23 protein-coding genes are annotated in these 25270 nt (G+C 54.3%); 16 read left to right on the forward strand and 7 right to left on the reverse strand.

Going from position 1 to position 25270, the window contains the following annotated elements:
* Positions 1 to 296: 296 nt before the first annotated feature.
* The 3 genes from BG910_RS10860 to plsY form a co-directional block, all read right to left on the reverse strand.
* On the reverse strand, positions 297 to 1001 hold the full coding sequence (locus BG910_RS10860) for an epoxyqueuosine reductase QueH (protein WP_089036850.1): 705 nt from the start codon (positions 999 to 1001) through the stop codon (positions 297 to 299).
* 150 nt (positions 1002 to 1151) lie between these two features.
* The gene (locus BG910_RS10865) at positions 1152 to 2675 is read right to left on the reverse strand and encodes a patatin-like phospholipase family protein (RefSeq protein ID WP_089036851.1); all 1524 of its coding nucleotides are present in this window, start codon (positions 2673 to 2675) and stop codon (positions 1152 to 1154) included.
* Positions 2676 to 2785: 110 nt separating this feature from the next.
* A complete protein-coding gene (gene plsY / locus BG910_RS10870; protein WP_089036852.1) occupies positions 2786 to 3412 on the reverse strand; it encodes a glycerol-3-phosphate 1-O-acyltransferase PlsY in 627 nt (208 codons plus the stop codon).
* Between the two features lie 58 nt (positions 3413 to 3470).
* Between plsY and BG910_RS10875 the strand changes: the two genes are divergently transcribed.
* The 3 genes from BG910_RS10875 (at position 3471) to BG910_RS10885 (ending at position 5780) form a co-directional block, all read left to right on the forward strand.
* Positions 3471 to 3821 (forward strand): dihydroneopterin aldolase, encoded by a 351-nt coding sequence (locus tag BG910_RS10875; protein WP_089036853.1) that lies wholly within the window; start codon positions 3471 to 3473, stop codon positions 3819 to 3821.
* 262 nt (positions 3822 to 4083) lie between these two features.
* Positions 4084 to 4626, forward strand: a complete 543-nt coding sequence (locus BG910_RS10880) for an NUDIX hydrolase (protein ID WP_089036854.1) — start codon at positions 4084 to 4086, stop codon at positions 4624 to 4626.
* A gap of 488 nt (positions 4627 to 5114) precedes the next feature.
* Positions 5115 to 5780, forward strand: a complete 666-nt coding sequence (locus tag BG910_RS10885; RefSeq protein ID WP_089036855.1) for an MOSC domain-containing protein — start codon at positions 5115 to 5117, stop codon at positions 5778 to 5780.
* Between the two features lie 142 nt (positions 5781 to 5922).
* Here BG910_RS10885 and mtrR read toward each other — a convergent pair whose 3' ends face one another.
* Positions 5923 to 6555 carry a multidrug efflux system transcriptional repressor MtrR gene (mtrR, locus tag BG910_RS10890; RefSeq protein ID WP_089036856.1) on the reverse strand — a complete coding sequence of 211 codons (633 nt, stop codon included), beginning with the start codon at positions 6553 to 6555 and terminating at the stop codon, positions 5923 to 5925.
* Positions 6556 to 6784: 229 nt separating this feature from the next.
* On the opposite strand from mtrR, the gene BG910_RS10895 reads away from it, so the two are divergent.
* The 5 genes from BG910_RS10895 to putP all read left to right on the forward strand — a co-directional run bounded on the left by BG910_RS10895 (position 6785) and on the right by putP (position 16013).
* Positions 6785 to 8056: an efflux RND transporter periplasmic adaptor subunit gene (locus BG910_RS10895; RefSeq protein WP_089036857.1), complete on the forward strand. Its 1272-nt coding sequence runs from the start codon at positions 6785 to 6787 to the stop codon at positions 8054 to 8056.
* Positions 8057 to 8070: 14 nt separating this feature from the next.
* Entirely contained in the window at positions 8071 to 11268 is a 3198-nt protein-coding gene (locus BG910_RS10900; protein WP_089036858.1) for an efflux RND transporter permease subunit, read from the forward strand.
* A gap of 55 nt (positions 11269 to 11323) precedes the next feature.
* Entirely contained in the window at positions 11324 to 12754 is a 1431-nt protein-coding gene (locus BG910_RS10905) for an efflux transporter outer membrane subunit (RefSeq protein ID WP_089036859.1), read from the forward strand.
* Positions 12755 to 12869: 115 nt separating this feature from the next.
* On the forward strand, positions 12870 to 14285 hold the full coding sequence (gene dacB / locus BG910_RS10910; protein WP_089036860.1) for a D-alanyl-D-alanine carboxypeptidase/D-alanyl-D-alanine endopeptidase: 1416 nt from the start codon (positions 12870 to 12872) through the stop codon (positions 14283 to 14285).
* A gap of 210 nt (positions 14286 to 14495) precedes the next feature.
* Positions 14496 to 16013 (forward strand): sodium/proline symporter PutP, encoded by a 1518-nt coding sequence (gene putP / locus BG910_RS10915; RefSeq protein WP_089036861.1) that lies wholly within the window; start codon positions 14496 to 14498, stop codon positions 16011 to 16013.
* A gap of 114 nt (positions 16014 to 16127) precedes the next feature.
* Here the strand turns inward: putP and bamC are convergent, their stop codons facing one another.
* Both bamC and dapA read right to left on the reverse strand, forming a co-directional pair.
* On the reverse strand, positions 16128 to 17264 hold the full coding sequence (bamC, locus tag BG910_RS10920) for an outer membrane protein assembly factor BamC (RefSeq protein ID WP_089036862.1): 1137 nt from the start codon (positions 17262 to 17264) through the stop codon (positions 16128 to 16130).
* An 18-nt stretch (positions 17265 to 17282) separates the two neighbouring features.
* Positions 17283 to 18158 (reverse strand): 4-hydroxy-tetrahydrodipicolinate synthase, encoded by an 876-nt coding sequence (gene dapA / locus BG910_RS10925; protein WP_089036863.1) that lies wholly within the window; start codon positions 18156 to 18158, stop codon positions 17283 to 17285.
* Positions 18159 to 18543: 385 nt separating this feature from the next.
* Between dapA and ubiA the strand changes: the two genes are divergently transcribed.
* Positions 18544 to 19458 carry a 4-hydroxybenzoate octaprenyltransferase gene (gene ubiA, locus BG910_RS10930; RefSeq protein ID WP_089036864.1) on the forward strand — a complete coding sequence of 305 codons (915 nt, stop codon included), beginning with the start codon at positions 18544 to 18546 and terminating at the stop codon, positions 19456 to 19458.
* On the opposite strand, the gene BG910_RS12435 is transcribed toward ubiA, so the two are convergent.
* Positions 19428 to 19577: a hypothetical protein gene (locus BG910_RS12435; RefSeq protein WP_157694079.1), complete on the reverse strand. Its 150-nt coding sequence runs from the start codon at positions 19575 to 19577 to the stop codon at positions 19428 to 19430. The two genes, ubiA and BG910_RS12435, sit on opposite strands and share 31 nt — an antisense overlap.
* 204 nt (positions 19578 to 19781) lie before the next feature.
* Here BG910_RS12435 and ptsN point away from each other — a divergent pair, with 204 nt between their 5' ends.
* The 7 genes from ptsN (at position 19782) to scpB (ending at position 25250) form a co-directional block, all read left to right on the forward strand.
* Positions 19782 to 20231 (forward strand): PTS IIA-like nitrogen regulatory protein PtsN, encoded by a 450-nt coding sequence (gene ptsN / locus BG910_RS10935; RefSeq protein ID WP_089036865.1) that lies wholly within the window; start codon positions 19782 to 19784, stop codon positions 20229 to 20231.
* A gap of 3 nt (positions 20232 to 20234) precedes the next feature.
* Positions 20235 to 21182, forward strand: coding sequence for an HPr(Ser) kinase/phosphatase (hprK, locus tag BG910_RS10940; RefSeq protein ID WP_089036866.1), 948 nt, complete (start codon positions 20235 to 20237; stop codon positions 21180 to 21182).
* Entirely contained in the window at positions 21179 to 22033 is an 855-nt protein-coding gene (gene rapZ, locus BG910_RS10945) for an RNase adapter RapZ (RefSeq protein ID WP_089036867.1), read from the forward strand. The genes hprK and rapZ overlap by 4 nt, the downstream gene beginning before the upstream one ends.
* Before the next feature lie 93 nt (positions 22034 to 22126).
* Entirely contained in the window at positions 22127 to 23071 is a 945-nt protein-coding gene (ylqF, locus tag BG910_RS10950) for a ribosome biogenesis GTPase YlqF (RefSeq protein WP_089036868.1), read from the forward strand.
* A gap of 133 nt (positions 23072 to 23204) precedes the next feature.
* Positions 23205 to 23534 (forward strand): hypothetical protein, encoded by a 330-nt coding sequence (locus tag BG910_RS10955; RefSeq protein WP_198344798.1) that lies wholly within the window; start codon positions 23205 to 23207, stop codon positions 23532 to 23534.
* Positions 23535 to 23607: 73 nt separating this feature from the next.
* On the forward strand, positions 23608 to 24573 hold the full coding sequence (locus BG910_RS10960) for a GIY-YIG nuclease family protein (RefSeq protein WP_089036869.1): 966 nt from the start codon (positions 23608 to 23610) through the stop codon (positions 24571 to 24573).
* Positions 24574 to 24641: 68 nt separating this feature from the next.
* Positions 24642 to 25250 (forward strand): SMC-Scp complex subunit ScpB, encoded by a 609-nt coding sequence (scpB, locus tag BG910_RS10965; RefSeq protein WP_089036870.1) that lies wholly within the window; start codon positions 24642 to 24644, stop codon positions 25248 to 25250.
* Positions 25251 to 25270: the final 20 nt, after the last annotated feature.

The following is a 25270-nucleotide window of genomic DNA, read 5'->3' on the forward strand; positions in this document are numbered from 1 at the left end:
GGTCGGGTTGCTGCAATCTGCTCCCTATCGCACCGTGGCGGGGCTGGGGTGGGCAGTTTTCTTCTAGAAACGGCAAATTTTTCTGAAAACCACATGGAGCGTGCTTCTACGAAGCACCTCTCCCTCCCTAACCTTCTCCCGCTACGGCAGGAGAGGGGACAGATTGTAGGAATATCAAAATTTGGTGTTGGAAATCTACTGTTTATCGGTTCACGCCGCTTTTCCCAAAGCCTCAGGCCGTCTGAAGATCCTGTTGCCTTTATCGGGACAGGTTTTTCAGACGGCCTGTTGTGTGTTTATTTTTCGTACTGCGTGGATTCGTCGCCGTAGTACAAAACGCCGATTTTAATCGGGCGGCGGCCTTGTGATTTGCGGTGGGCGTTGGAATCGCGCAGGGAGTAGGCGCAGCCGCAGTATTCCTGCTGGTAGAAGTTTTCGCGTTTGCTGATTTCGATCATGCGGGCGCTGCCGCCGCCTTTGCGCCAGTTGAAGTCCCAATAGACGACATCGTCGTAGGGGGCGACGGCGCGGTGGCCGCAGTCGTTAATCTGTTTCATGTCTTTCCAGCGCGAGATACCGAGGCAGCTGGTAAGAACGGGGAAGCCGTTTTCGTGGGCGTATTGGGCGGCTTTTTCAAATCGCATGTCGAAACACATGGTGCAGCGGATGCCGCGTTCGGGTTCGTGTTCCATGCCGCGGGCTTTTTCAAACCATTCTTTTCGGTCGTTTTCGTAGTCGTCGTCTTTGTCGATGAAGGGGATGCCGAATTTTTCGGCGAAGCGCACGTTTTCTTCTTTGCGCAGCATGTATTCTTTGAGCGGGTGGATGTTGGGGTTGTAGAAGTAGATGGTGTAGTCGATGCCGCTGGCGAGCATGGCTTCCATGACTTCGCCCGAGCAGGGGGCGCAGCAGGAGTGGAGCAGGACTTTGTTGTGGCCGTTCGGCGGTACGAGTACGGGGCGGTCGATGGGGGTAACGAGGGGGGATTGCGGTGTGGTCATTTTTTGGTTTCTCTGCGGTTTTCAGACGGCCTTTTTTGCGGGTGAGGCCGTCTGAAAGTGTTTGATAAGGCGGGTATTTTATCAGATTCGGATGGGGCGGGGGAAACGGGTGTTTGAGGCCGTCTGAACGTTTTCAGACGGCCTTAGCGGTTATTGCCGCGCTTCCCAAGCCGGCCGGTAGTTTGCCGGATTCAAATCCGCCTGCGGTGCCGTCTGAACGGGCTGCGTTTTGCCGCTGCGCTTGCTCTTGCGGGATTTTGCGGTTTCGCCGGGGATGTCTTCCGCTTCGGCAAACAGGGCTTCGGCGTTGGGGCGGGCGGAGAGCTCTTGCAGTAGTTTTTGGTATTCCTGCGAGTGTTTCATCAGCTCGGCGGCGGCGGTGCGCAGGTTGTCCACATCGTTGGGCGGGAGGTAGAAACTGGTGGGTGTGTTTAGAACTTTACGGCGCAGCTCGGATTCAGGCAGATCGCGCAGGTTGAGGCTGATGAAGGAGAGAGCGATTCGTTTTTCTTCGGGCAGACTTTGCTGCTTGGCGTTCCATTGGTCGGCAAGGGCGCGGAAGCGGCGCAGCGAATCTTGCGAATATTTGTCGATGGGGATGTCGACAATCGCGCTGACAACGCCCCTAAGACTGGGAATGGCGGCGGATTGGTCGATGGTATTGGTGATTTGGTTTTGCGCGTTGACATTGATGACGACAATGCGGCGGATATTGCGGCTTATTTCTTCCTTCATGCCGGCGGAGGAGAAATCGGCGACGTCCAGAAGGCTGCGCAGACCGAGGTTATCGGTAAGGCCTCCGTCGAGAAGGTGGATGTAGGGACGTCCGCGGCTGTTTTCATAGTGACGGATGTTGTCCAAAAGCTCGCGGCGGGTTCGGTTTTGGTAGCGGTTCAAGCCTTCGGCGGAGGAGGAACGGTAACGCGCGGGCAGGGTGTAGCCGCAGTGGCCGCCGTTGTTGTTGACCGTTACCGGCGCGAATACCAGCGGCACGGCGCTGGAGGCGGCCACGGCGCGGGCGATGCGCAGACGGCCCAAGTTGATGCACATCGGGTCGAAATATTCTTGGGTAAAGTTGATACGCTCGCCCAAGCCCATGTCGGTGGCGGAAATAATGGCAAACGGCCCTTTTCGGCGTTTTTCCAAATCATCGAAGGTAGCTTTTCCGAAGAGATGGGTTTCAAACTGTTCTTGCAGCAAATCGCCGCGCCCGTATTCGGGCGAAGCCAGGCGGGGGAGATTGGCGGCGGAGAAAACTTGTTTGGTAACAAGGCGTTGGAAGTTTTGGCGCAGAAAACGCCGGTAAAACGAGGGAATGGTCTGTGCGCCGTGCAGCGAATAATAGGCCGCCAAAACCGAGCCGCCGGACACGCCGACGACCAAATCGACGTTTTCCAGGAGCGAGCGGTCTTTCCCGCCGATGCGGACTTTATGCTGGTTGAGCTGTTCCAAAACGCCGTAACCCAGCGCCGCCGCGCGTGTGCCGCCGCCGGAAAACATCAGGATGACGAGAGTGTCTTTATTATCCCAGATGCGTTGTTGGTTTTCGAGACGGTAGCCTTTGTCTAAATCGACTTTGGTGATGGGTTCGAGCGGCTGGTAGCGCACCAGCGAACAGGCCGAGAGCAGCAGCGCAGCTGCGGCGGCGAGGGGTTTGGCGTAGCGTTTGAGCATATTTTGCTTTGGAAACGGATAACGGGTTAACGATAAATTTTTCGGACGGCCTAATCAAGCGGGTTTCCGTAAGGGCGTGAAAAAGCCCAGCTTAAAACGGGCTTTTGTAATTAATTTTCAGGTGGGCCGTCTTTTCCGGCTTTGTCGCCGATTTTGCTTTCTTTGCCCTGAATCAGGTTCCGGATATTGCTTTTATGGCGGTAGAGCACCAATGCCGCAATCACCGCCATCGCTGCGGCCCAAGAACCGTAGGGCATGAAAAACCAAGCTGCAAGCGGGCTGACAAGGGTTGCCGTCAGCGCCGCCAGCGAAGAAACTTTGAAGCCGAATGCCATCACCAGCCAGACCAGCGCGCAAACCAACGCGGTCGGCCATGACAAAGCCAGCAAAACGCCCAGCGCCGTCGCCACGCCTTTGCCGCCCTTAAAGCCGAAAAATACCGGCCACATATGCCCGACCAGTGCTGCCACGGCAGAAAGCGCGATGGTGCTGTCTTCCAAAACAAACATGTCCTGAAAATGGCGTACCAGCCAAACCGCCAGCACACCCTTGAGCGCATCGCCCAAAAGCGTCAGCGCCGCCGCGGCTTTTTTCCCGCTGCGCAAAACATTGGTCGCACCCGGATTGCCCGAACCGTAAGTACGCGGGTCGTCCATGCCGAAGCATTTCGACACGATGACGGCAAACGAAAGCGAGCCGATGAGATAAGCCGTGGTAACGGCGAGTATGTTGAACATTCTGAATGCTTTGACTTAAAATGAGGCGGCTATTTTATCAAAAAAACAGGGTGTGCAAATGGATAAAATCTTTTTACGCGGCATGAAGGCCGAGACTCTCATCGGTCTTTACGGCTGGGAACGCGAGCATCCGCAAACCCTGATACTTGATCTAGACATCGGCGTCGCCGAAAAAGCCGCAGTTGACGACCGCATCGGCAATACCGTCCACTACGGCGACGTCTGCGAAACCTTGCGCCGCAGCTTGCGCGAACAGGATTTCCTGCTGCTCGAAGCGCTGGCCGAACACGTTGCCACGCTGGTGTTGCAGGACTTCGGCGCACTTTGGGTCAGGGTCAGGGTCGTCAAACCCGGGATTCTGCCCGACGTCAAAGAAGTTGGTGTGGAGATTGAGCGGCGAGCGGAGTAGGGTAGTTTGAGGGGGATAGGCCGTCTGAAAGATTGGTTGCGGTAGAACCCAGCCTACGCCGTACACCACTTTTCGGTTTTCAGACGGCAAACGCTCGTTTCCCCGAAAATCTGTCCCCTCTCCCGCAGGGCGGGGGCTGGGGGGAAGGTTCAGGCCGTCTGAAAAAGTCATTCCCACATTCCCACCCGGTCTATAAAACCCTGCCGTCTGAAAAATCCGTCCGAAAACCCTTTCAGACGGCCTCATCACAGAAAGAACCACCATGACTTACGACCACCTCAAAGAAACCAAACTCAGCAGCGAGCCCATGTATCAAGGCACGTTTATCAACATCAGCCGCGACAAAATCCGTCTGCCCAACGGCAATGAAAGCACGCGCGTCGTCATCCGCCATCCCGGCGCGGCCTGCGTGTTGGCCGTAACCGAAAACGACGAAGTCGTGCTGGTGCGCCAATGGCGTTATGCCGCCGACCAAGCCGTTTTGGAACTGCCCGCAGGCAAGCTCGACGCCGGCGAAGATCCCGCGGTCTGTGCCCTGCGCGAGCTGGCGGAAGAAACGCCGTACACTGCCGACAGCGTCAAACTGCTGCATACCTTTTACACCGCCGTCGGTTTCTGCGACGAAAAAATGTACCTCTACCAAGCCCAAGGCGTGCGCTTGGGCAGTACCCTGAGTAACGACGAAGACGAAATCACCGAAACCGTTTTAATGAGCCGTGAAGCCGTTAAATCCGCGCTGGCCAACGATGAAATCCGCGACGCCAAAACGCTGGCGGGTTTGCAGTATTGGCTGTTGAACAGTTGAAAAAGAGGCCGTCTGAAAACGTTTTTGAAAACGGATTTTCAGACGGCCTTTGAGTCTGGCGGGCGGAAGCCCCTGCATTTGCTACTGCGCTCCGCACCGGAACTTTCACGGACGTCACTCCCGCGCAGGCGGGAATCCTCAGTTAAAAACAGGCAATATCTTGTTTTGAAATAAGTTTCAGAAAACCAAGTGTAAATTCCCGACTGCGCGGGAATGATGCCCGTGAAAAAATTAACCGTTTCAGAAGACCTCAAATATTCTAAGGACGGTAGGTACGGTTAGCCGCCCAAAGCGGCGTAACCGTACGCCACGCCGTTGAAGACGCCTGCAAATGATGCCGTCTGAAAAAAAACGGATCAGCAATTTCGTGTGATTCGTACGATACGGCTTACGCAGGCTTGTGCGGTTTAAGCCGTTGGGGGCGGCTAAAACCGTACCGACACCCTCCCACCAACTTTCAGACGGCCTCAAGCATTCAAGGAGAAAAAATGGCACAAATCCTCACCATCAAAAGCGGGCGCGCGCAGCAGCTGACGTTTTCAGACGGCCAAACACTGGAAACCGCCATCCGCAAAACGCCCGTGGTGCGTGTTGAAATTGATGAAACAGGCATCATCGGCAACGAAGTCAGTCTGAAAGCACATCACGGCGGAGTGGATAAGGCGCTGTTTTTTATGGCGGAACAATCCATTGCCGCCTTAAATGCGCTGTCGGGGCAGGCGGTGGATTACCGCGAAACGGCGGTGTACGGCGAAAATTTCGTCGTTTCCGAATGGGACGAAAGCCATATCTGCGTTGGTGACCGTTACCGTATCGGCAGTTGCCTGGTCGAAATTTCCCAGCCCCGTCGCCCGTGCAGCCGTCTTTCCAAAAACAGCGGCTGGAGCGAAATGCAGAAAACTGTGTTCCAGCACGGCCTGACGGGCTGGTATGCACGGGTAGTTGAGGGCGGAGAAATCCACAGCGGCGACACGCTCGAGCTGCAATCGCGCCCGTATCCGCAATGGACAATCAAACGGCTGAACGCGCTGCTTTCCGGTGAATGCAATGCTTTTGTCATTGGGAAGGCTCTGGCCTGCGAACTGCTGGCCGCAGCGTTCAAACGCGCGCTGGAGGGAAAATTGCAGGGCGGCAGCGGCATGGTGGCGGGTTAGGCCGTCTGAAAATACGGTTTGGGTCTGCGTGTACAAAACATCGGCTGTATCGCAACAGGCATATCAAAAAAGCCGTCTGAAATTTTTCAGACGGCTTTTTTGATTTTTGCAAAGGTACGGTGTTTGAATTGGATATTCCGTTTCAGACGGCCTTACGCAACAGCACATGGTTTTGCAGGTTGTCGAGCATGATGCCGACGATGCGCGGAGCGGCACGGCTGAGTTCGAAGGGTTGGGCAGGCGAGAGGTATTGGCGGATGAGGCCGTCCATGCCGGTTTTGATGAAGAGTGCGGCCAGTTCGGTATCGAGGTCGGTGGGGAGAGACTGCTGGCGGATGCTGTCGGCGAGCATGGTGTTGAGTTTCTGTTGCCAGAGCTGCTGGTATTTTTGTACCAGTGCGACGATGGCTTCGTTTTGCTCGGTGTGCTCGCACTTTAAAAACAAGATGTTGTAAAACTTATAATGGATGGGGTTGTTTTCCAACCGCTCGAAGAAACGCAGCATGGATTGGCAGAAACTTTCCCAGCTGTCGGTATTTCTTTCCAAATCGCCTTGCAGGCAGTTTTCGATGTCGTCACAAATGCGCTGGAAAATTGCATCAAGGAGGTCTTCTTTGTTTTTGAAATGCCAATAAAGCGCGCCTCGCGTTACGCCTGCGTTTTGGGCGATTTCGTTGAGCGAAGAGCGGGAAATGCCTTTGCTGTAAAAGGTTTCCAAAGCGGCCAGCATGAGATGCTCTTTGGTTTTGAGGGCTTCGATTTTGGTTTTTCGCATGGCGGTGCCGTATTTGTAAAGGATGAAAATATAGGCCGATTATAAAAAACTGCTTCAAACCATGCAAGGTTGTATGTATAATCCGTCTGAAATTCAGCTCGGTTCTGAACACAAAATGCTTGCTGCGCCCGACGGCAACGGTTGCGGCAGGCCAGCTGTTGTTCTCTGAATTTGTGGTTGTTGAAATATATGTTTATAAAGTCGGTTTATTTTAAGAATAGGAAAAGTCATGACACTTCAAGTTTCGAGTGCTTCTAAAATCCTGCGCACGGCTGTCGTTGCGGCTGCCGTGGCCTTAGCGCTTTCGGCCTGCGGCAAAGGCGGCGACGCGGCGCAGGGAGGTAAAGGCGGCGCGGGTGCGCAGCAGCAGGCGCCGGCGCCTGTGGTCGGCGTGGTGACGGTGCGTCCGGAAACCGTTTCGCTGACGACCGAGCTACCCGGCCGTTTGGAATCGTACCGCACTGCGCAGGTTCGCGCGCAGGTGGGCGGTATCATCGAGAAGCGCCTGTTTCAGGAAGGCAGTTATGTGAAAGCGGGTCAGCCGCTTTACCAAATCGACAGTTCGACCTATCAGGCAAGCTTGGAAAGCGCTCGCGCCCAGTTGGCGACCGCGCAGGCCACGCTGGCGAAAGCAAACGCTGATATTTCGCGCTACAAGCCGTTGGTTGAAGCCGATGCCATCAGTAAGCAGGAATATGATGCGGCCGTAACTTCCAAACGTTCTGCCGAAGCGGGTGTAAAAGCGGCTCAGGCGGCGATTAAATCCGCCGATATCAGCCTGCGCCGCAGCCGTATTACCGCACCGATTTCGGGTTTTATCGGTCAGTCCAACGTATCCGAGGGTACGCTGGTCAACGCGGGGGATACGACAGTTTTGGCGACCATCCGCCAAACCAATCCGATGTATGTCAATGTAACCCAGTCGGCGACCGATGTGATGAAACTGCGTCAGAACATTGCCGACGGCAAACTGAAAGCGGTCAACGGCGGCGTGGAAGTCGATATTAAGCTTGAGAACGGTAAAATGTACGGACAAAAAGGCCGTTTGTTGTTCGCCGACCCGAATGTGAACGAATCGACCGGTCAGGTTTCGCTGCGTGCGACGATTCCGAATGATGATAATGTTTTGCTGCCGGGTCTGTATGTGCGTGTGGTGATTAATCAGGCCGATATTGCCAATGCGTTTGTGGTGCCGCAGCAGGCGGTGACGCGCGGCAAGCAGGATACGGTTTTGATTGTGAACGCGCAGGGCGGTATGGAACCGCGCGTGGTGACGGTTGCCCAGCAGAAAGGTTCCGACTGGATTATTACCGGCGGCCTGAAAGAGGGCGACAAAGTGATTGTAGACGGCACCATGATTGCCGGTATGACCGGTGCGAAAAAAGTGACGCCGAAAGAATGGACGCCGCCGGCTGAAGTTGCGCAACAATCATCTGCTACTAAAGTCGGCGATCAAGCGGCTTCCGCCCCTGCTGCCGCCGCTTCTGCTGAAAAGCAATAAGAAGGATACGTTAAATGTCACAGTTTTTTATTAACCGCCCCATTTTTGCATGGGTAATTGCGATTTTTATTATCGCGGCGGGTATCTTCGGTATTCAAAGGCTGCCGATTTCGCAGTATCCGTCGGTTGCTGCACCGACCATTACCCTGACCGCCACTTATCCGGGCGCGTCGGCCCAAGTGATGGAAGACAGTGTGTTGGCGGTTATCGAACGCAATATGTACGGTGTGGAAGGTTTGGACTATATGACCACTTCCGCAGATTCCAGTGGTTCGGGTACGGTCAGCATTACCTTTACGCCTGAAACCAATGAAGATTTGGCACAGGTAGACGTACAGAACAAATTGTCGGAAGTATTGTCAACCCTGCCGGCTACCGTGCAGCAATACGGTGTAACCGTATCCAAAGCGCGTTCCAACTTCCTGATGGTGGTGATGCTCTCTTCGCAAACCCAAACGGTCGAGGAGATGAACGACTACGCCCAGCGCAACGTCGTACCCGAATTACAGCGTATTGAGGGCGTCGGTCAGGTGCGCTTGTTCGGTGCGCAACGCGCGATGCGCGTTTGGGTCGATCCGAAGAAACTGCAAAACTACAATCTGTCGTTCTCCGATGTTTCCAATGCATTGAGTGCGCAAAATATCCAGATTTCCGCCGGTTCGCTGGGTTCTCTGCCCGCAAGTTCCGGGCAGACGATTAATGCGACCATTACTGCGCAGGGGCAGTTGAGTACTGCGGCCGAGTTTGAAAACATCATCGTCCGCTCGACTACCGAAGGTGCCAACGTGTATCTGAAAGATGTGGCCAGAATCGAGCTGGGTTCGCAAGACTATTCTACTTCAGTACGCTTAAACGGCGTCCCGACTACCGGTATGGCGGTTATGCTCTCCAACAGCGGTAACGCAATGGCGGCGGCGGCGGCGGTTAAAGCCAAAATGGAATCTTTGCAGCAGTTTTTCCCGACCGGCATGAAATGGTCCGCCCCTTACGATACTTCGCTGTTTGTGGAGTTGTCGATTGAGAAGGTGGTGCATACTCTGCTGGAAGCAATTGTGCTGGTGTTCATCGTGATGTACATCTTCCTGCAAAATGTCCGCTATACCCTGATTCCGACCATTGTCGTACCGATTTCCATTTTAGGCGGTTTTGCCTTCATCTCTTACATGGGGATGTCGATTAATGTATTGACCATGTTTGCAATGGTATTGGTGATCGGTATTGTTGTCGACGATGCGATTGTGGTGGTGGAAAACGTCGAACGGATTATGGCCGAAGAAGGGTTGCCGCCGAAAGAGGCTACCAAAAAGGCCATGGGTCAGATTACCGGTGCGGTGGTCGGTATTACCGCCGTATTGATGGCAGTGTTTGTTCCGTTGGCGATGTTCAGCGGCGCAACCGGCAATATTTACCGCCAGTTTTCGCTGACCATGGCTTCCGCCATCGGTTTTTCCGCCTTCTTGGCGCTGACGCTCACGCCGGCTTTGTGTGCGACCCTGCTCAAGCCGATTCCGAAAGGGCATCACGAAGAGAAAAAAGGTTTCTTCGGCTGGTTCAACCGCAAGTTTGACCAGTGGACCAAAGGCTACGGCGGCTGGGTAGGCAAAGTATTGAAAAAAGCCGGACGCATGATGGTGGTTTATGCGGCTCTGACGGCTGTCGGCGTATTTCTGTTTATGCGCCTGCCGACTTCGTTCCTTCCGACCGAAGACCAAGGCAACTTAATGTTGAGTGTACAACTGCCTGCCGGTGCGACCAAAGAGCGTACCGATGCGACTTTGGCGCACATCAACGGCTTGGCTAAGTCCATGCCTGAAGTAAAAGATGTGATTGCCGTCTCCGGCTTCAGCTTCTCCGGTTCGGGTCAGAATATGGCCTTGGGCTTCATCATCCTGAAAGACTGGGCTGAACGCGGCGCAGGTAGTGATGCGACTTCCGTTGCCGGTAAGCTGACAGGTGCGATGATGGGTACGGTAAAAGACGGTTTCGGTATCGCCATCGTACCGCCGGCTATTATGGAATTGGGCACCGGCTCAGGGCTGACCATTTATCTGCAAGACCGCAACAATTCCGGTCATGCCGCATTGCTGGCCAAGCGTAACGAACTGCTGCAAAAAATGCGCCAAAGTCCGGTATTTGATGCCAGTACCGTGCGTTCTTCCGGTTTGGAAGATGCGCCGCAGCTGAAAATCGAATTAAACCGTCAGGCCGCTGCCGCACAAGGCATCAGTTTTGCCAGCATCCAAACCGTATTGTCCAACGCTTTGGGTTCGTCTTATGTCAACGACTTTCCGAATAAAGGCCGTCTGCAACGCGTGATGGTTCAGGCTGATGCTGCCGCCCGTATGCAGCCCGCCGATATTCTGAACCTGACCGTGCCGAACAGCTCAGGTGTGGAAGTACCGTTATCCACCATTGCAACTGCTTCATGGGAAAACGGTATGGAGCAAAGCGTGCGTTTCAACGGCTATCCGGCAATGGAACTGACCGGTTCCCCGGCTGCGGGCTATTCTTCCGGTGACGCGATGGCTGCCGTACAGCAGATGGTCAGCGAAATGGAAGGCGGTTACAGCTTGGAGTGGGGCGGTCAAACCCGCGAAGAGGCAAAAGCCGGTTCGCAAACTGTCATCCTGTATGCTTTGTCGGCTGCCGCCATCTTCTTGGTACTGGCCGCACTGTATGAAAGCTGGTCGATTCCGTTTGCCGTGATTCTGGTGATTCCGTTGGGTTTGGTCGGTGCGGCTCTGGGCGTAACCGGACGTAACTTCTTTGGTGGCTCGGCAACTTATCTCAACGACATTTTCTTCCAAGTCGGTTTCGTTACCGTAATGGGTTTGAGCGCGAAAAATGCGATTTTGATTATTGAGTTTGCTAAAGACCTGCAAGCACAGGGCAAGAGTGCGTTGGAGTCGGCGATTGAAGCGGCGCATTTGCGTTTCCGTCCGATTTTGATGACTTCGTTCGCCTTTATCTTGGGTGTGGTACCGTTGTACTTCTCTTCTGGTGCGAGCTCAGCCAGCCAACGTGCTATCGGTACGCCGGTGGTATGGGGTATGCTGATTGGCACGATTTTGGCGGTATTCTTGGTGCCGGTGTTCTATGTTGTGGTGCGTAAGTTCTTCAAGCCGTCGCAACACGAGCTGGAAATCGCACAGCAGGAGCATGCCGCCCATGAAGCGCTTGCCGCACACGATTCGGATAAAACCAAGCACTAAGCAATGAAATGCCGTCTGAAAAGCGCAAGTTTTCAGACGGCCTCAAGGATAAAACATGAGCAATGTAAACTTCAAACCCGTCTTGGGCATTTTGGCCGTGGCCGTTTTATCGGCCTGCACCATGATTCCGAAATACGAAGACCCCAAAGTCGCCGTAGCCGAAACCTTCAAATACGACACCGCGCAAAACGGTATTCAGGCGGCCTCATTGGGTTGGCAGGACTATTTCGCCGACCCGCGTCTGCACAGCCTCATCGACATCGCGCTCAAGCGCAATACCGACCTGCGCACCGCCGTGTTGAACGCCGAAATCTACCGCAAACAATACATGATTGCCCGCAACGATTTGCTGCCGAGCATCAACGGCACAGCCAATGCCACCCGCCAGCGCAGCGCCGCAGATTTGAGTGCAACCGGCCGTTCGAGCGTTTCCGAAGCCTACACCGTTGGTCTGGGCGTGGCCGCCTACGAGCTTGATCTGTTCGGCCGGGTGCGCAGCAATAGCCAGGCCGCGCTGCAAGGCTATTTCAACAGCGCCTCAACCCGCGACGCCGCGCATCTGACGCTGGTTGCCACCGTTGCCAAAGCCTATTTCAACGAACGTTACGCCGAAGAATCCATGGCATTGGCGCAACGCGTGTTGAAAACCCGCGAATCCACCTACAAACTCTCCCAGCTCCGCCACAAAGCCGGGGTGATTTCCGCCGTCGATTTGCGCCAACAGGAAGCCCTGATTGAATCAGCCAAAGCCGATTACGAAAATGCTGTGAAAAACCGCGAACAGGCGCGCAACGCCCTTGCCAAGCTGATTAACCAGCCGATTCCCGACAACCTGCCGCAGGGTCTGCCTCTGAGCAAACAGTTCAAAATCGCCAAACTGCCCGCCGGCCTGAGCTCCGAAGTGCTGCTCAACCGCCCTGACGTGCGCGCGGCGGAATTTGCGCTCAAACAGGCCAACGCCAACATCGGCGCGGCACGCGCAGCGTTCTTCCCCACCATCAGCCTGACCGGCTCGCTGGGCAGCGGTTCGACCGAATTGGGCAACCTCTTTACCGGCCCCAACCGCACTTGGTCGTTCGGCCCCACCATTACCCTGCCGATTTTCAACTGGGGTACCAACAAAGCCAATCTCGACGTTGCCAAACTGCGTAAAGAATCGCAGATTGTCGCTTACGAAGCCGCCGTGCAATCCGCGTTTCAAGACGTTTCCAACGCGTTGGTCGCCCGCGAGCAGCTCGATAAAAGCTATGCCGCTCTAAACAAACAAAGCCGCGCATACAGTGAAGCCCGCCGCCTCATCGGCCTGCGCTACAAACACGGCGTCTCCAGCGCGCTTGACTTGCTCGACGCCGAACGCAGCAGCTACGCCGCCGACACCCAAGTGCTCGCCATCCAGCTCACCCGCTTGGAAAACATGGCCGACCTCTACAAAGCCTTAGGCGGTGGCTTGAAGCGTTTGAGCAGCGATAAGGAAAACGCGAAGTAAGGCCGTCTGAAAAAACCACACCGAAAGGCCGTCTGAAAACGGGAAACGGATTTTCAGACGGCCTTTGTTTTATAATTACAGTCTGTTTACCTGTTAACGTATTGACGTATAAAAAATGAACATCGGAAAAACACTCTGCTCATTCCTGTTTATCGCCGCCGGTGCCGCATCTGCGGCGGATTTGGATTTCGGGCGCATCCGTCCGGACGAAATCTCGGTTTACGTTCAAGAACTCGACAGCGGCAAGGTCATCGCCGACCACCGCGCCGATGCCCTGATGAACCCCGCTTCCACCATGAAGCTCATTACCGCCTTTGCCGCTTTCCGCGCTTTAGGCAAAGACTACCGCTGGACGACCGAACTCAAAAGCAGCGGCAATATCGCAAACGGCGTGTTAAACGGCGACATTTACTGGGTCGGCAGCGGCGATCCCGTGCTCGACCAAGACGGCTTAACCGCCATGCAGCAGCAGTTGCGCGACAAAGGCATCCGCAAAATCAGAGGCCAAATCGCGCTCGACCGCAGCTTGTGGGGCGATGTGAAAAACTCTGCCGAATTCGCCTCCGACGCAGGGCGCACATTCATGACTCCGCCCGACCCGAATATGCTCGCCTACAAAACCGTCGCGCTCAAACCCGAGCGCAATGCGCTGGGCGACATCGAAATCGCCACTAACCCGCCGCTGCCCGAAATTCCATTGGAAAACAAAATCGTGCTGGTCGACGGCAGCACCGCGTGCAAATCGCCCGACCGCTATATCCGCGCGAGCTACACCGGCGGCGTATTGCGCGTTTCCGGAAAAATGCCCGAAAGCTGCTTGAGCAAAGAAATGCTTGTCAATATGCTTGGCATCCGCGAATTTGCTGGCAAAAGTTTTGTCAACCAATGGCGGCAGGCCGGCGGCGAAATTTCAGACGGCCTCAAAACCGCCGCTGCACCAAACGGCGCGAAAACGCTGGCCGCGCACCAATCCAAACCGCTGGCCGATATTCTGGCCGACATGAACATCTATTCAAACAATCTCATCGCCCGTTCCGTGTTCCTCAAATTAGGCCGCGACCGCAACGCCGAAACCGCGCTCTCTCAAGCCCGCCGCGCCGTCCGGCTAGAGCTGGGCACCGCCGGCGTTGATGCCGGCGGATTGGTGATGGAAAACGGCGCCGGCCTCTCCCGCCAATCGCGCCTGAGTGCCAAAATGATGGCGCAGCTTTTGGAAAAAGCCTACTTCAGTCCGTTTTCCCAAGAGTTCATTCAAACCCTGCCGCGAGCAGGTATGGATGGCACGCTGAAAACCCGCTTCAAACAAGCCGGCGCCAACCTGCGTCTGAAAACAGGCACGCTGAAAAACGTGCGCGCGCTGGCAGGCTACAAACTCGGCAGCAAACCCCTGCTGGTCGTCGCCATCATCAATAGCCCGAATTCAGACGGCCTGTTGAAAGATTTGGATAAACTGGTTTCCAAAATCGCCCTGCCGGGCGGAGAGAGCTGGTTTGAGGCGCAGATAAGCTGTGAGAAACGGCAGCGGGTTTAAAGCCGGTAAGGCTGTCTGAAAATTTGGTTGTATCGAAAAAACCGGATTTTCAGACGGCCTTTTGCCTGCTTTGCAAAAAAGGTGAGTTTGCGTTATGCTGCCTGACGATTGTTTACAATTTGATGCCGTTCAAAAATGAATGTTTTTCAAAACAGGCTTCCCGCCTGTTTTCTGTTTGTGCGGATAAGTTATTGATAATAAGGAAAATCAATGAATCCGATGTATATCACTTTCAGCCTCTACCTGATTGCGGTGCTGCTGATCGGCATGGCCGCTTATTATTCTACGCGCAATTTTGACGACTATATCCTCGGCGGTCGCAGCCTCGGCCCGTTTGTCACTGCGATGTCGGCAGGCGCATCGGATATGTCGGGCTGGCTGCTGATGGGTTTGCCGGGTGCGGTGTATTTGAGCGGTTTGAGCGAAGCTTGGATTGCCATCGGTTTGATCGTCGGCGCGTGGCTCAACTGGCTGCTGGTGTCCGGCCGCTTGCGCGTGCACACCGAATACGCCAACAATGCGCTGACGTTGCCGGATTATTTCTACCACCGCTTCGGTGCACAGGGAAAAGCGATGAAGGTGATTTCTGCCGTGATTATCCTGTTTTTCTTCACGATTTACTGCGCTTCGGGCGTGGTCGCAGGCGCGCGGCTGTTTCAAAGCCTGTTTGAGGGCATGAGCTATGAAACGGCAATTTGGCTGGGCGCAGGCGCAACGATTGCCTATACCTTTATCGGCGGCTTTCTGGCGGTAAGCTGGACGGATACAGTGCAGGCGACTTTGATGATTTTTGCGCTGATTTTAACGCCGGTAATGGTTTATCTTTCGCTGGGAGGTGCGGACGAGATGAACGCCGCCATTGCCGCAGCGGCGCAGGCCAACAGCAAGGAATACGGCAGCCTGTTTGCCGGTACGACGCTGTTGGGCATTATTTCCACCGCCGCGTGGGGCTTGGGCTATTTCGGTCAGCCGCATATTCTGGCGCGCTTTATGGCGGCGGAAAACGTGAAATCTCTGAGCAGTGCCCGCCGCATCGGCATGACGTGGATGATTGTTTGTCTGGCCGGCGCGGTGGCAGTCGGCTATTTCGGCATCGCCTATTTCGGCGGCCACCCCGAGCAGATTCATGCGCTGGCAGGCAACAACGAGCGCATTTTTATTGCTTTGGCAACGCTGCTGTTCAACCCGTGGATTGCAGGCGTGATTTTGAGCGCGATTCTGGCGGCGGTGATGTCCACATTGTCGTGTCAGCTTTTGGTGTGTTCCAGCGCGATTACCGAAGACTTCTACAAAGGCTTTCTGCGCCCGAATGCCGCGCAGAAAGAATTGGTGTGGGTTGGCCGCGTGATGGTTTTGTGTGTCTCCGTCATTGCGATTCTGATTGCCGCCAATCCCGAAAGCAAAGTGCTGGGGCTGGTGTCTTACGCTTGGGCGGGCTTCGGCGCGGCGTTTGGGCCGGTGGTGATTCTGTCGGTATTCTGGAAACGCATGACCGCCAACGGCGCGTTGTTTGGCATGGTTGCCGGTGCAGTTGTGTGCGTATTGTGGGCAAACGAAGTCAATCCCGCCTTGAAAGCAGCCGGTATGGAAACGCTGTACGAAATCGTTCCGGGTTTCATCGCCTGCTGGCTGACTGTTTGGCTGGTGTCGCTGGCTGATAAAGCACCAAATACGCAAGTTTTGGAAAAGTTTGAAAAAGCTGACGCACAATACCGCGCCGAACGGTAATGAAGGCATAGGCCTTTTCATTTGCTTCGAAGGTGCAGCTTTAACTTTTGAAGTAAATGGAAGAAAAGGCCGTCTTAAACTTCAGACGGCCTTTGTTTTTCAAACGGATTTTAATCAGCGCAACTCGGCGTGCAGACGGCTCAGGATGGTGCCGGCATCGCTGCCGTTGTAGCCGCTGCCGTCGCGGTTGAGCAAACGCAGGCGGGCGCCGCCGTTGACGGGCTCGACGTACACGATCATTTCGGGCTGTTTGGCTGCGGTTTGCTGTTTGGCTTTTTTGCCTTTAAACAGGCGGCTGAACAAGCCGGGTTTTTTGTTGCTGACGGCTTCGCCTTCCATCGGCGCGGGTTGTACTAAAAACGCGTGGCGTTCGGCGTTTTGACCCAATACAGTCAGGCCGATGCGGTCGAGCGCGAGTGCGGTGCGGCGCCAGTTGCGGTTGTAGTCGCCGCTCAGAATCAGGCTGCCGTTTTGGATTTGCGCCAAATCGCCGCGTGAGGCTTGCGGTGCGACGCTTTGGCCGAGGGCGTTTTCAGCCTGTTTGGCATCTACGCCCAGATACTGCATGAAGCGGGTAAGGAACGCAGCTTCGAGGTTGGGGTCGTTGGGGCGCGGCTGCCACATGGTGGTGTCTTTTTTCTTGTCGGCATACACTTCCTGCATGCCTTTGTGGGCGAAGAAGACGTCGGTGGTGCCGTTTTTGCCTTGTTCTACGCGGATGATGAATTTATCGCGTTCGCTGGTGGAATAAACGCCGCCCAGACCGACTTTTTCAAACAGGCGGCGCAGGGTGTCTTGCGGGATTTTGGCGCGGTTTTCCGCCCATTCGGTTTCCATTTGGCCGATGGCGGGATCTTCGGATTTGATGTCGAAGCCGTTTTCCTGCCAGAAGGCTTTGAGCAGCGCCCAGACTTCGGCGGGCTGTTTGCCGTCAACGACCAGCCAGCGCTGGCTGCCGTCACGCTCGAGGCGGACGCCTTTCACGCCCTGCAATACGCTTTGGCTGGCTTTCTGTTGAACGGCTTGGGTGCGGCGTTTGTTGTAGTCGGTTGCGCGAACCGAGCCGCTGCCGGCAGGCAGTTGGTAGAGATTACCTTGATCGGGGTTGGTCAGATCCGGGGGGACTTCCAGATTGACGACTTTGCGGTTTTGGCTTTGGTAGTCGAGTTTGGGTTGCTCGTTTTTGCCGCTCGAGCAGGCGGTCAGGCTGATGAATGCGACTGTCAGTGCGATCGGTTTGATACGGGTCATATCTTCTTCCTGTGGGTGTTAAATCAGTTTGGCGGCTTCCAGCGCGCTGCGTACTTTGGCTTGTCCGGCTTCGGTCAGCTCGACCAGCGGCAGGCGCACATACGGGGCGCATTTGCCCAGCGCGGCGGCGCCCCATTTCGGTGCGGCGGGGCTGGGTTCGCAGAACATGGTATTGTAAATCGGGATGAGTTGGTCGTTTAACTGACGGGCGGTCGCAATTTCGCCCGCTAAGGCAGCGCGGCACATATCGGCGAAAAGTTTCGGTGCGACGTTTGCGGCAACGGTAATCACACCCCGTCCGCCGCACAGCATAAAGGCCAATCCGGTCGGATCGTCGCCAGACAATACGGTAAAGCCTTCGGGGGCGCGGTTAATCAGCTCGATGTTGCTGCCGATGTTGCCGCTGGCCTCTTTTACGCCGATGATAGTGGGGATTTCTGCTAGGCGCAGGATGGTTTCGTTGCTCATGCTGACAACGGTGCGGCCGGGAACGTTGTAGACGACCATCGGAATCGCCACTGCTTCGGCAATGGCTTTGAAATGGCGGTAGATGCCTTCTTGCGAAGGTTTGTTGTAATAAGGAACGACCGACAGCGTGTAATCTGCGCCGACTGCTTCGGCGGCTTTGGAAAGCTCGATGGCTTCGGCGGTATTGTTTGCCCCCGTACCCGCAATGACGGGCACACGTTTGTTGACGTATTTGACGGTTTCTTCGATGACTTTGAGATGTTCGTCAACCGACAAAGTGGCGCTCTCGCCGGTGGTGCCGACGGCGACGATGCCGTCCGTACCGTTTTCGATATGCCAATCAATCAGTTGGCGCAGTTGTTCATAATTGACGCTGCTGTCTTGATTCATCGGAGTAATCAGCGCAACCAGACTGCCTTTTAACATGATGATGCCTTTATTGTTGTAGGGTTTGAAGTCGGTAATGGCTGGGATTGTAGCCTACTTTGTTGTCAGTGTGAAACACGGGTGCGGGCAGGCTTGCGGCGCGGCGGGGAATTTTAAAATATGGTCAAACGAATATTTTTTTAGAATCAATTGGTTGTTTTAAATTTTGGGTTTATTGTGTGTCAAGGATTAAAAATTGTTAAATTGGCGGATTTTATTTTAAATGCGTAAATGAGCAGGGCGGTTTTTCCCAAAATCACTTAGCTAGGGTGTTTGGAGCCGTCTGAAAAAAAACCGTTTATTTTTCGGACGGCCTTCGGACAGGAATTGGATTATAATTTCCGCTTGCAGAGCCCATGCTTTTAAATGATAAAAATATTCTTACATGAACATCAGACGTTTTCTCCTTAAATACCTGTCGCGCTACACCGTCGGCCGGCTGGTCATCTACACCAAGCTGATGCGCGCCGACAAGCCTATCGGCACGCTGCTGCTTCTGTGGCCGACTTTGTGGGCGGTTTGGGTGGCATCGCAGGGGCAGCCGGACACCGATATTGTGATTGCGTTTTGCGCGGGCGTGTTTCTGATGCGCAGCGCCGGCTGCGTCATCAACGATTTTGCCGACCGAAAATACGACGGCGCGGTGGCGCGCACGAAAAACCGCCCGTTTGCCAAAGGCTTGGTGACAAAAACCGAAGCGCTGCTGCTGACCGTGATTTTGTGTATGGCGGCGGCTTTGTGCCTCGTTCCGCTCAACACCGCCGCCCGCCTGATGAGCCTGCCTGCGCTGTTTTTGGCGATGACTTATCCGTTTACCAAACGCTTTTTCCCGATTCCGCAGTTTTATCTCGGGCTGGCGTTTTCCTTCGGTATTCCGATGGCGTTTGCCGCCGTAACCGGCGGCGTTCCGTCAACTGCATGGCTGATTTTTGTCGCCAATGTTTTGTGGACACTGGCTTACGACACGATTTACGCGATGGCCGATAAAGAAGACGACCTGAAAATCGGCATCAAAACCTCCGCCGTCACCTTCGGCGAGCACGACATCAAAATGGTCGCGCTCTGCCACTTTTGGTTTGGCGCGCTGATGGTGGTTTTAGGCTGGCAGATTCATGCGAGCTGGCCGTATTGGCTTGCATTGCCGCTGACGGTGAAATGGCAGTTCGAGCAATACAGAGCCATCCAAACCCGCAACCGCGACGTCTGCTTCCGCACTTTTTTGGAAAACAACCGCATCGGTTTGGCTTGGTTTGCTGGGCTGGCCGGGCATTATCTGTGGTCGTCTTGGTGGGGAGTCTGAACTGTAGAAACCAAACTGCTCAGGCCGTCTGAAAATGCTGTCGGGTTTTCAGACGGCCTTTTACAGGCGTAACTTCCCGCGCTTGAGGAATGCCGTATGAAAGCAGTATCAGACGGCATGGAAGTTTTGCGTCAAGATTTCATTATTTATTTTTAAATCAACGGCTTTTGTTTTTGATCAGACCATCTGCTTCACGGCCGGCACTTCCGGATTTCTAAAGTAAAACACCGAAGCGCCTGACGTAAAACCCCCGTTTAGGATTGAGATTTAAACCGACAGTAGGTACAATCATACCGTTCCATACCTCTGAAAAAGAGCCTTTTATGAGCCTGATTGGCGAGATTCTGCCTTTGTCCCATATCGTTTTGGACTTGGAAGTCAGTAGCAAAAAACGTTTGTTTGAACAAGCGGGTTTGCTGTTGGAAAATGAAGCCGGATTGCCGCGCGCGGATGTGTTCGACTGTCTGTTTGCCCGCGAAAAGCTGGGGACGACCGGTTTGGGGCAGGGCGTTGCGATTCCGCACGGCCGCCATGCCTGCGTGAAAAAAGCGGTCGGCGTGTTTGTGCGCACCGCCGAGCCGGTGGCGTTTGATGCGCCCGACGGCAAGCCCGTGTCGCTGATTTTTATCCTGCTGGTGCCCGAAAATGCGACGGGCGAACATTTGGAAGTTTTGTCAAAACTGGCAGGGCGCTTCTCCCAAAAATCCGTACGCGAGGCGCTGATGTCGGCTGCCACGGCCGAAGAAGTGCACCGTCTTCTGACCGAAGAATAAGTTATGCCCAGTGTTTCCGTCCGCCAAGTCTATCAAGACAACCAATACAAGCTGCAACTGGCTTGGGAGGCAGGTAATTCAGGTGCGGACAGCCGCATCGGTGTCGAGGCCGACAAGCCCGTTTTGGCGCTGGTCGGCCATCTGAATTTTATCCACCCCAATCAAATCCAAGTCGTCGGCGTGGCCGAGGCGGAATATTTGGCGCGTTTGGAATCGGGCGAGTTGGCCTATGATTTCGATGCGCTGTTTAATATTCCGATGTCGCTGGTAATTGTTGCCAACGATTTGCCTGTTTCCCCGCGTCTGCGCGATTTCTGCCATACCCGCAGCATTCCGCTCCTGACTTCCAAGCTCGAAAGTCCGTATCTGATGGACGTATTGCGGATTTATCTGCAACGAACGCTGGCGGTTTCTACGGTCAAACACGGTGTGTTTCTCGATGTGTTTGAAATCGGCGTTTTGATTACCGGCCATTCCGGTTTGGGCAAAAGCGAGCTGGCGCTTGAGCTGATTTCGCGCGGGCACAGTCTGATTGCCGACGATGCGGTCGAACTCTTCCGCACCGGCCCCGAAATGCTCGAAGGCCGATGCCCGCCGATGCTGCGCGATTTTTTGGAAGTGCGCGGTTTGGGCGTTTTGAATATCCGCCACATTTTCGGCGAAACCTCCATCCGTCCGAAAAAAATCCTTCAGCTCATCATCAACCTCGTGCCCGCCGACGACGAATACATGAAGCAGCTCGACCGCCTGAGCATCCGCACCGAAACCGAGTCAATCCTAAACGTCAACATCCGCTCCGTAACCCTGCCCGTAGCCGTCGGCCGCAACCTGGCGGTATTGGTGGAAGCGGCGGTGCGCAACTACATTCTGCAATTACGCGGTAAAGACAGCACCAAAGAATTTTTGGAACGCCATCAGTCATTACTCAAAGAAAACGAACAAAACGCATGAAAATCGTATTAATCAGCGGGCTTTCCGGCTCTGGGAAGTCCGTCGCTCTCAAGCAGCTCGAAGATTTGGGCTATTACTGCGTCGACAACCTGCCGCTGGAAATGCTGCCCTCTCTGGTGTTGCACCACATCGAGCACGGCGAAGAAAGCAACCTCGGCGTCAGCGTGGACATCCGTTCGCGCATCAACATCGCGCAAACCCAAGCGCAGATTCAGTTTTTGCGCGATGAAGGGCATGAAGTCGAAATTCTGTTTGTCGAGGCCGAAGAGGGCGTTTTGGTGCGCCGCTTTTCCGAAACCCGCCGCAGCCATCCGTTTTCCGGTCTCAGCATGACCCTTTTGGAAAGCCTGCAAAAAGAACGCGCCTGGCTCTCGCCGCTGCGCGATTTGGCCTACTGCATCGATTCTTCGAAAATGAACGCCCAACAGCTCCGCCATGCCGTCCAGCAATGGCTCGACATCGAACGCAAAGGGTTGTTGGTGATTCTCGAATCGTTCGGCTTCAAATACGGCACACCGACCAACGCCGATTTCATGTTTGACATGCGCAGCCTGCCCAATCCCTATTACGACGAGAAACTGCGCCCCTTCACCGGTATGGACAAACCGATTCAAGACTACCTCGACAAACAGCCGCAGGTGCAGGAAATGGCCGACGACATCGACCGCTTCCTCAACCGCTGGCTGCCGCGGATGCAGGAAGAAAGCCGCAGCTACGTTACCGTTGCCGTCGGCTGCACCGGCGGACAGCACCGCTCCGTTTACGTCGTCGAAAAACTCGCCGAACGGTTCAAAGGCAAATACGAACTTCTCGTCCGCCACCGTCAGGCGCAGAACCTTGCCGGCCGTTGATTTTCAGACGGCATCAAGCATCCCGACCACACAGGCCGTCTGAAAAACGACTCGTTCAACTTTTCAGACGGCCTTACTCACAGGAATACACCCATGGCAATCCAATGGTTCCCCGGCCACATGAATAAAGCCAAAAAAGCCATCGCCGAGCGTATCAAAACCATAGACATGGTCATCGAAATGCTGGACGCCCGCCTGCCCGCCTCCAGCGAAAACCCTTTGCTCGCCCGGCTTTCCAAAGGCAAACCCAAACTCAAAATCCTAAACAAACAAGACCTTGCCGACCCCGAGCGCACCGCCGTCTGGCTCGAACACTACAACAGCCGCCCCGATACCCGCGCCATCGCCCTGGATTCGTCCGAAAAAGGCGCAACCGCCAAAATCACTGCCGCCTGCCGCGCCATGATGCCCAACCGCGGCGGCATCGACAAACCCCTGCGTGTCTTGATTTGCGGCATTCCCAATGTCGGCAAATCCACCCTAATCAACGGCATGATTGGCAAAAAATCCGCCAAAACTGGCAACGAACCCGGCATCACCAAAGCCGAACAACGCCTGTTTCTCGCCGACGACTTCTGGCTCTACGACACCCCCGGCATGCTGTGGCCGAAAATCATCGTCGAAGAAAGCGGCTACAACCTTGCCGCCAGCGGCGCCGTCGGCCGCAACGCGCTCGACGAAGAAGAAGTCGCCCTTGAGCTGGTCGATTACCTGCGTCGCCACTACCTGCCGCTGTTGCAGGCACGCTACCAAGCCGACAAAGACCCCAGCAGCCATTGGAACGACACCGACTGGCTCGAATGGATCGCCAAAAAACGCGGAGCCGTATTAAGCGGCGGCCGCATCAACTACCAAAAAGCCGCCGAAAACACCCTCACCGATTTCCGCGACGGCCACATCGGCAGAATCACACTCGAAACACCAAACCAGTGGGAAACATGGCTCAAAAAAGCCAAACAGAAAGAAGCCGAATTGAAAGCCGCCCGCGAAGCCAGAAAAGCGGAGCGTAAAGGACAAAGGCCGTCTGAAAAAGATTGAAACAGTAGGGCGGGCATCCTTGCCCGCCGCTTCCGATAAATGTTTGCCTTGCATTAAAATGGAAACCGACGGCGGGCAAGGATGCCCGCCCTACGCAGCCCGACCGCAATCCGACTTACCGAAGGAGTGCCTTATGAAAACCATTTTCCGCGCCGCTTTATTGACCGGCACTTTATGGCTGACCGCCTGCTTACCCATAACCGGCGGCAGCCATGAAAGTCGTATTCAAGTGTACAAGCACGACGGTTCCCGCCAGTGCGAAGCAGGTATCAGCCCCACCGACATGCAAAAAGAACTGCAAGGCATCCGCGTTTATGCGGCAGAAAAAAGCGAGCTTTTAGACAAAGCCTATCCTGAAGTATGCGGAGGAGAGACCGGCAGCATCAACGTTTACACGATTGATACGAAAGATCGAAGCGAAGCTGAAAAGCGCGGGTTTAAAGTGTTGCAGAAGAAAGATTAATTTTATTTCAGCTTTCAGACGGCCTGTCTGAAAAATAATCTGTTTATTTTACGAAAATATTAAACTGCCTATCATGTCTAAACCACGTTCCCAAACCATTAGGATTTTTCTGCCTTCAGGAAACCCGCGCGGAATCCGTAAAGTTGAACGCACCAGTAACAGTAATATTCGCCTGATTGAAATCCCTCGTACCGACTTACATCTTTTTTACGAGATGAAAGAAGCGGGGGATATGGGTATTTATTTTCTAGTTGGAGGTAATCAGCTTTATATCGGCCAAACGATGGATTTAAGTACCCGTATTAAACAACATGACAAAACTAAAGCGTTTTGGCAGCGTGCTTTTATTGTCGTATTAAACAATGATTTTCGAACCCTCGATCATTTATATTGCTTGGAAAAAACGGCTATCGAACATGCTCAAGCCGCAGGCAGATTTTCGTTAGAAAATGGTACGGCCGGTAACACCCACCGCCATTTACATGATTCCATTCGTTCCGATTGCGAAAATATTTTTGATGAAATCGACACACTACTAGCAGTGTTGAATCAGGATTTTTTTAATGAAAAACAAAAGTCTATTGTTGAAGTAGAGGCACTGCTTGAAGCAACAGCCCAATTTGAAATTCATCCTGCACAAGAAAACTCGTCTAAAGACAATATAAACGAATATTCAATCCCTAATACGTGGACAGGTCGGACTATTACGGTATTCTGCCGAAGTAGAGATAAAATCTTACGCGGGAAGGGTCTGTTTAATGTGGAAACAGAGCAAATTTTATTGCTTGAGGGCACGATGATTTATCGAAAGATTTCTGAAACATTGTCCTCGGGCTGGAGGGAAATTTACCAACAATGGCTCGCAAGCAACTTTTTGGCAGATAGTAAAGATCCCGATTATTATGTTTTGCAGTCGGCACAATTATGCACCAGCCCGAGTATGGCTGCAGCATTGGTGCTGGGCAACAATCGTAACGGTTGGCAATATTGGCGCACAGAACGTGGCTTAACTTTAGATGAAGTCTATCGTAAAAAGTAAGCATAACTAACCGCACTAAACCATACTACTTAACGCCATATCAGGCCGTCTGAAAAACCAATAAAACCATGACCGACAAACTCCCACCCGACGCGCTTATCGAGGCCGCGTTGCTCACCCAAACCGAACCGCTCAGCGAAAAAACCATGCGCGAGTTGTGCGTGCCGCCGTTGTCGGCCGACAAGTTGATTGACGTGCTGGCCAACCTGAAAACGCGCTGGCAGAACCGTGCACTGCAACTGGTGCATACCCATGAAGGCTGGCGTTTCCAGATTGCCCAAGCCGCATTCGAGCGGCTGGGCAGTTTGCAGGAACAGCGTGCGCCGCGCTATTCGCGTGCGGTAATGGAAACGCTGGCGATTATCGCCTACCAGCAGCCGGTTACCCGCGGCGACATCGAAAGCATCCGCGGCGTGGCCGTGTCTCAAAACGTGATGCAGACGCTGCAAGACCGCGGCTGGATTGAGGTAATCGGCCACCGCGATTCCGTAGGCCGCCCCGCGCTGTGGGCGACGACCGCGGCGTTTTTGAGCGACCTGCGTTTGGAAAGTCTGGAAGACCTGCCGCCGCTGACCGAATTGGGCGAATTGGTGCTGCCCGAAAACGCCGCCATGCCGTCTGAAAACGAAGAGGGCGAAACGGCGGAAGCGGAGGAAACCGTGCTGTCTGAATGTTAAATATCGTGCAAAACTGAGCC

Origin of the sequence: Neisseria chenwenguii, from assembly GCF_002216145.1 — a bacterium.
Taxonomy (GTDB): Bacteria; Pseudomonadota; Gammaproteobacteria; order Burkholderiales; family Neisseriaceae; genus Neisseria; species Neisseria chenwenguii.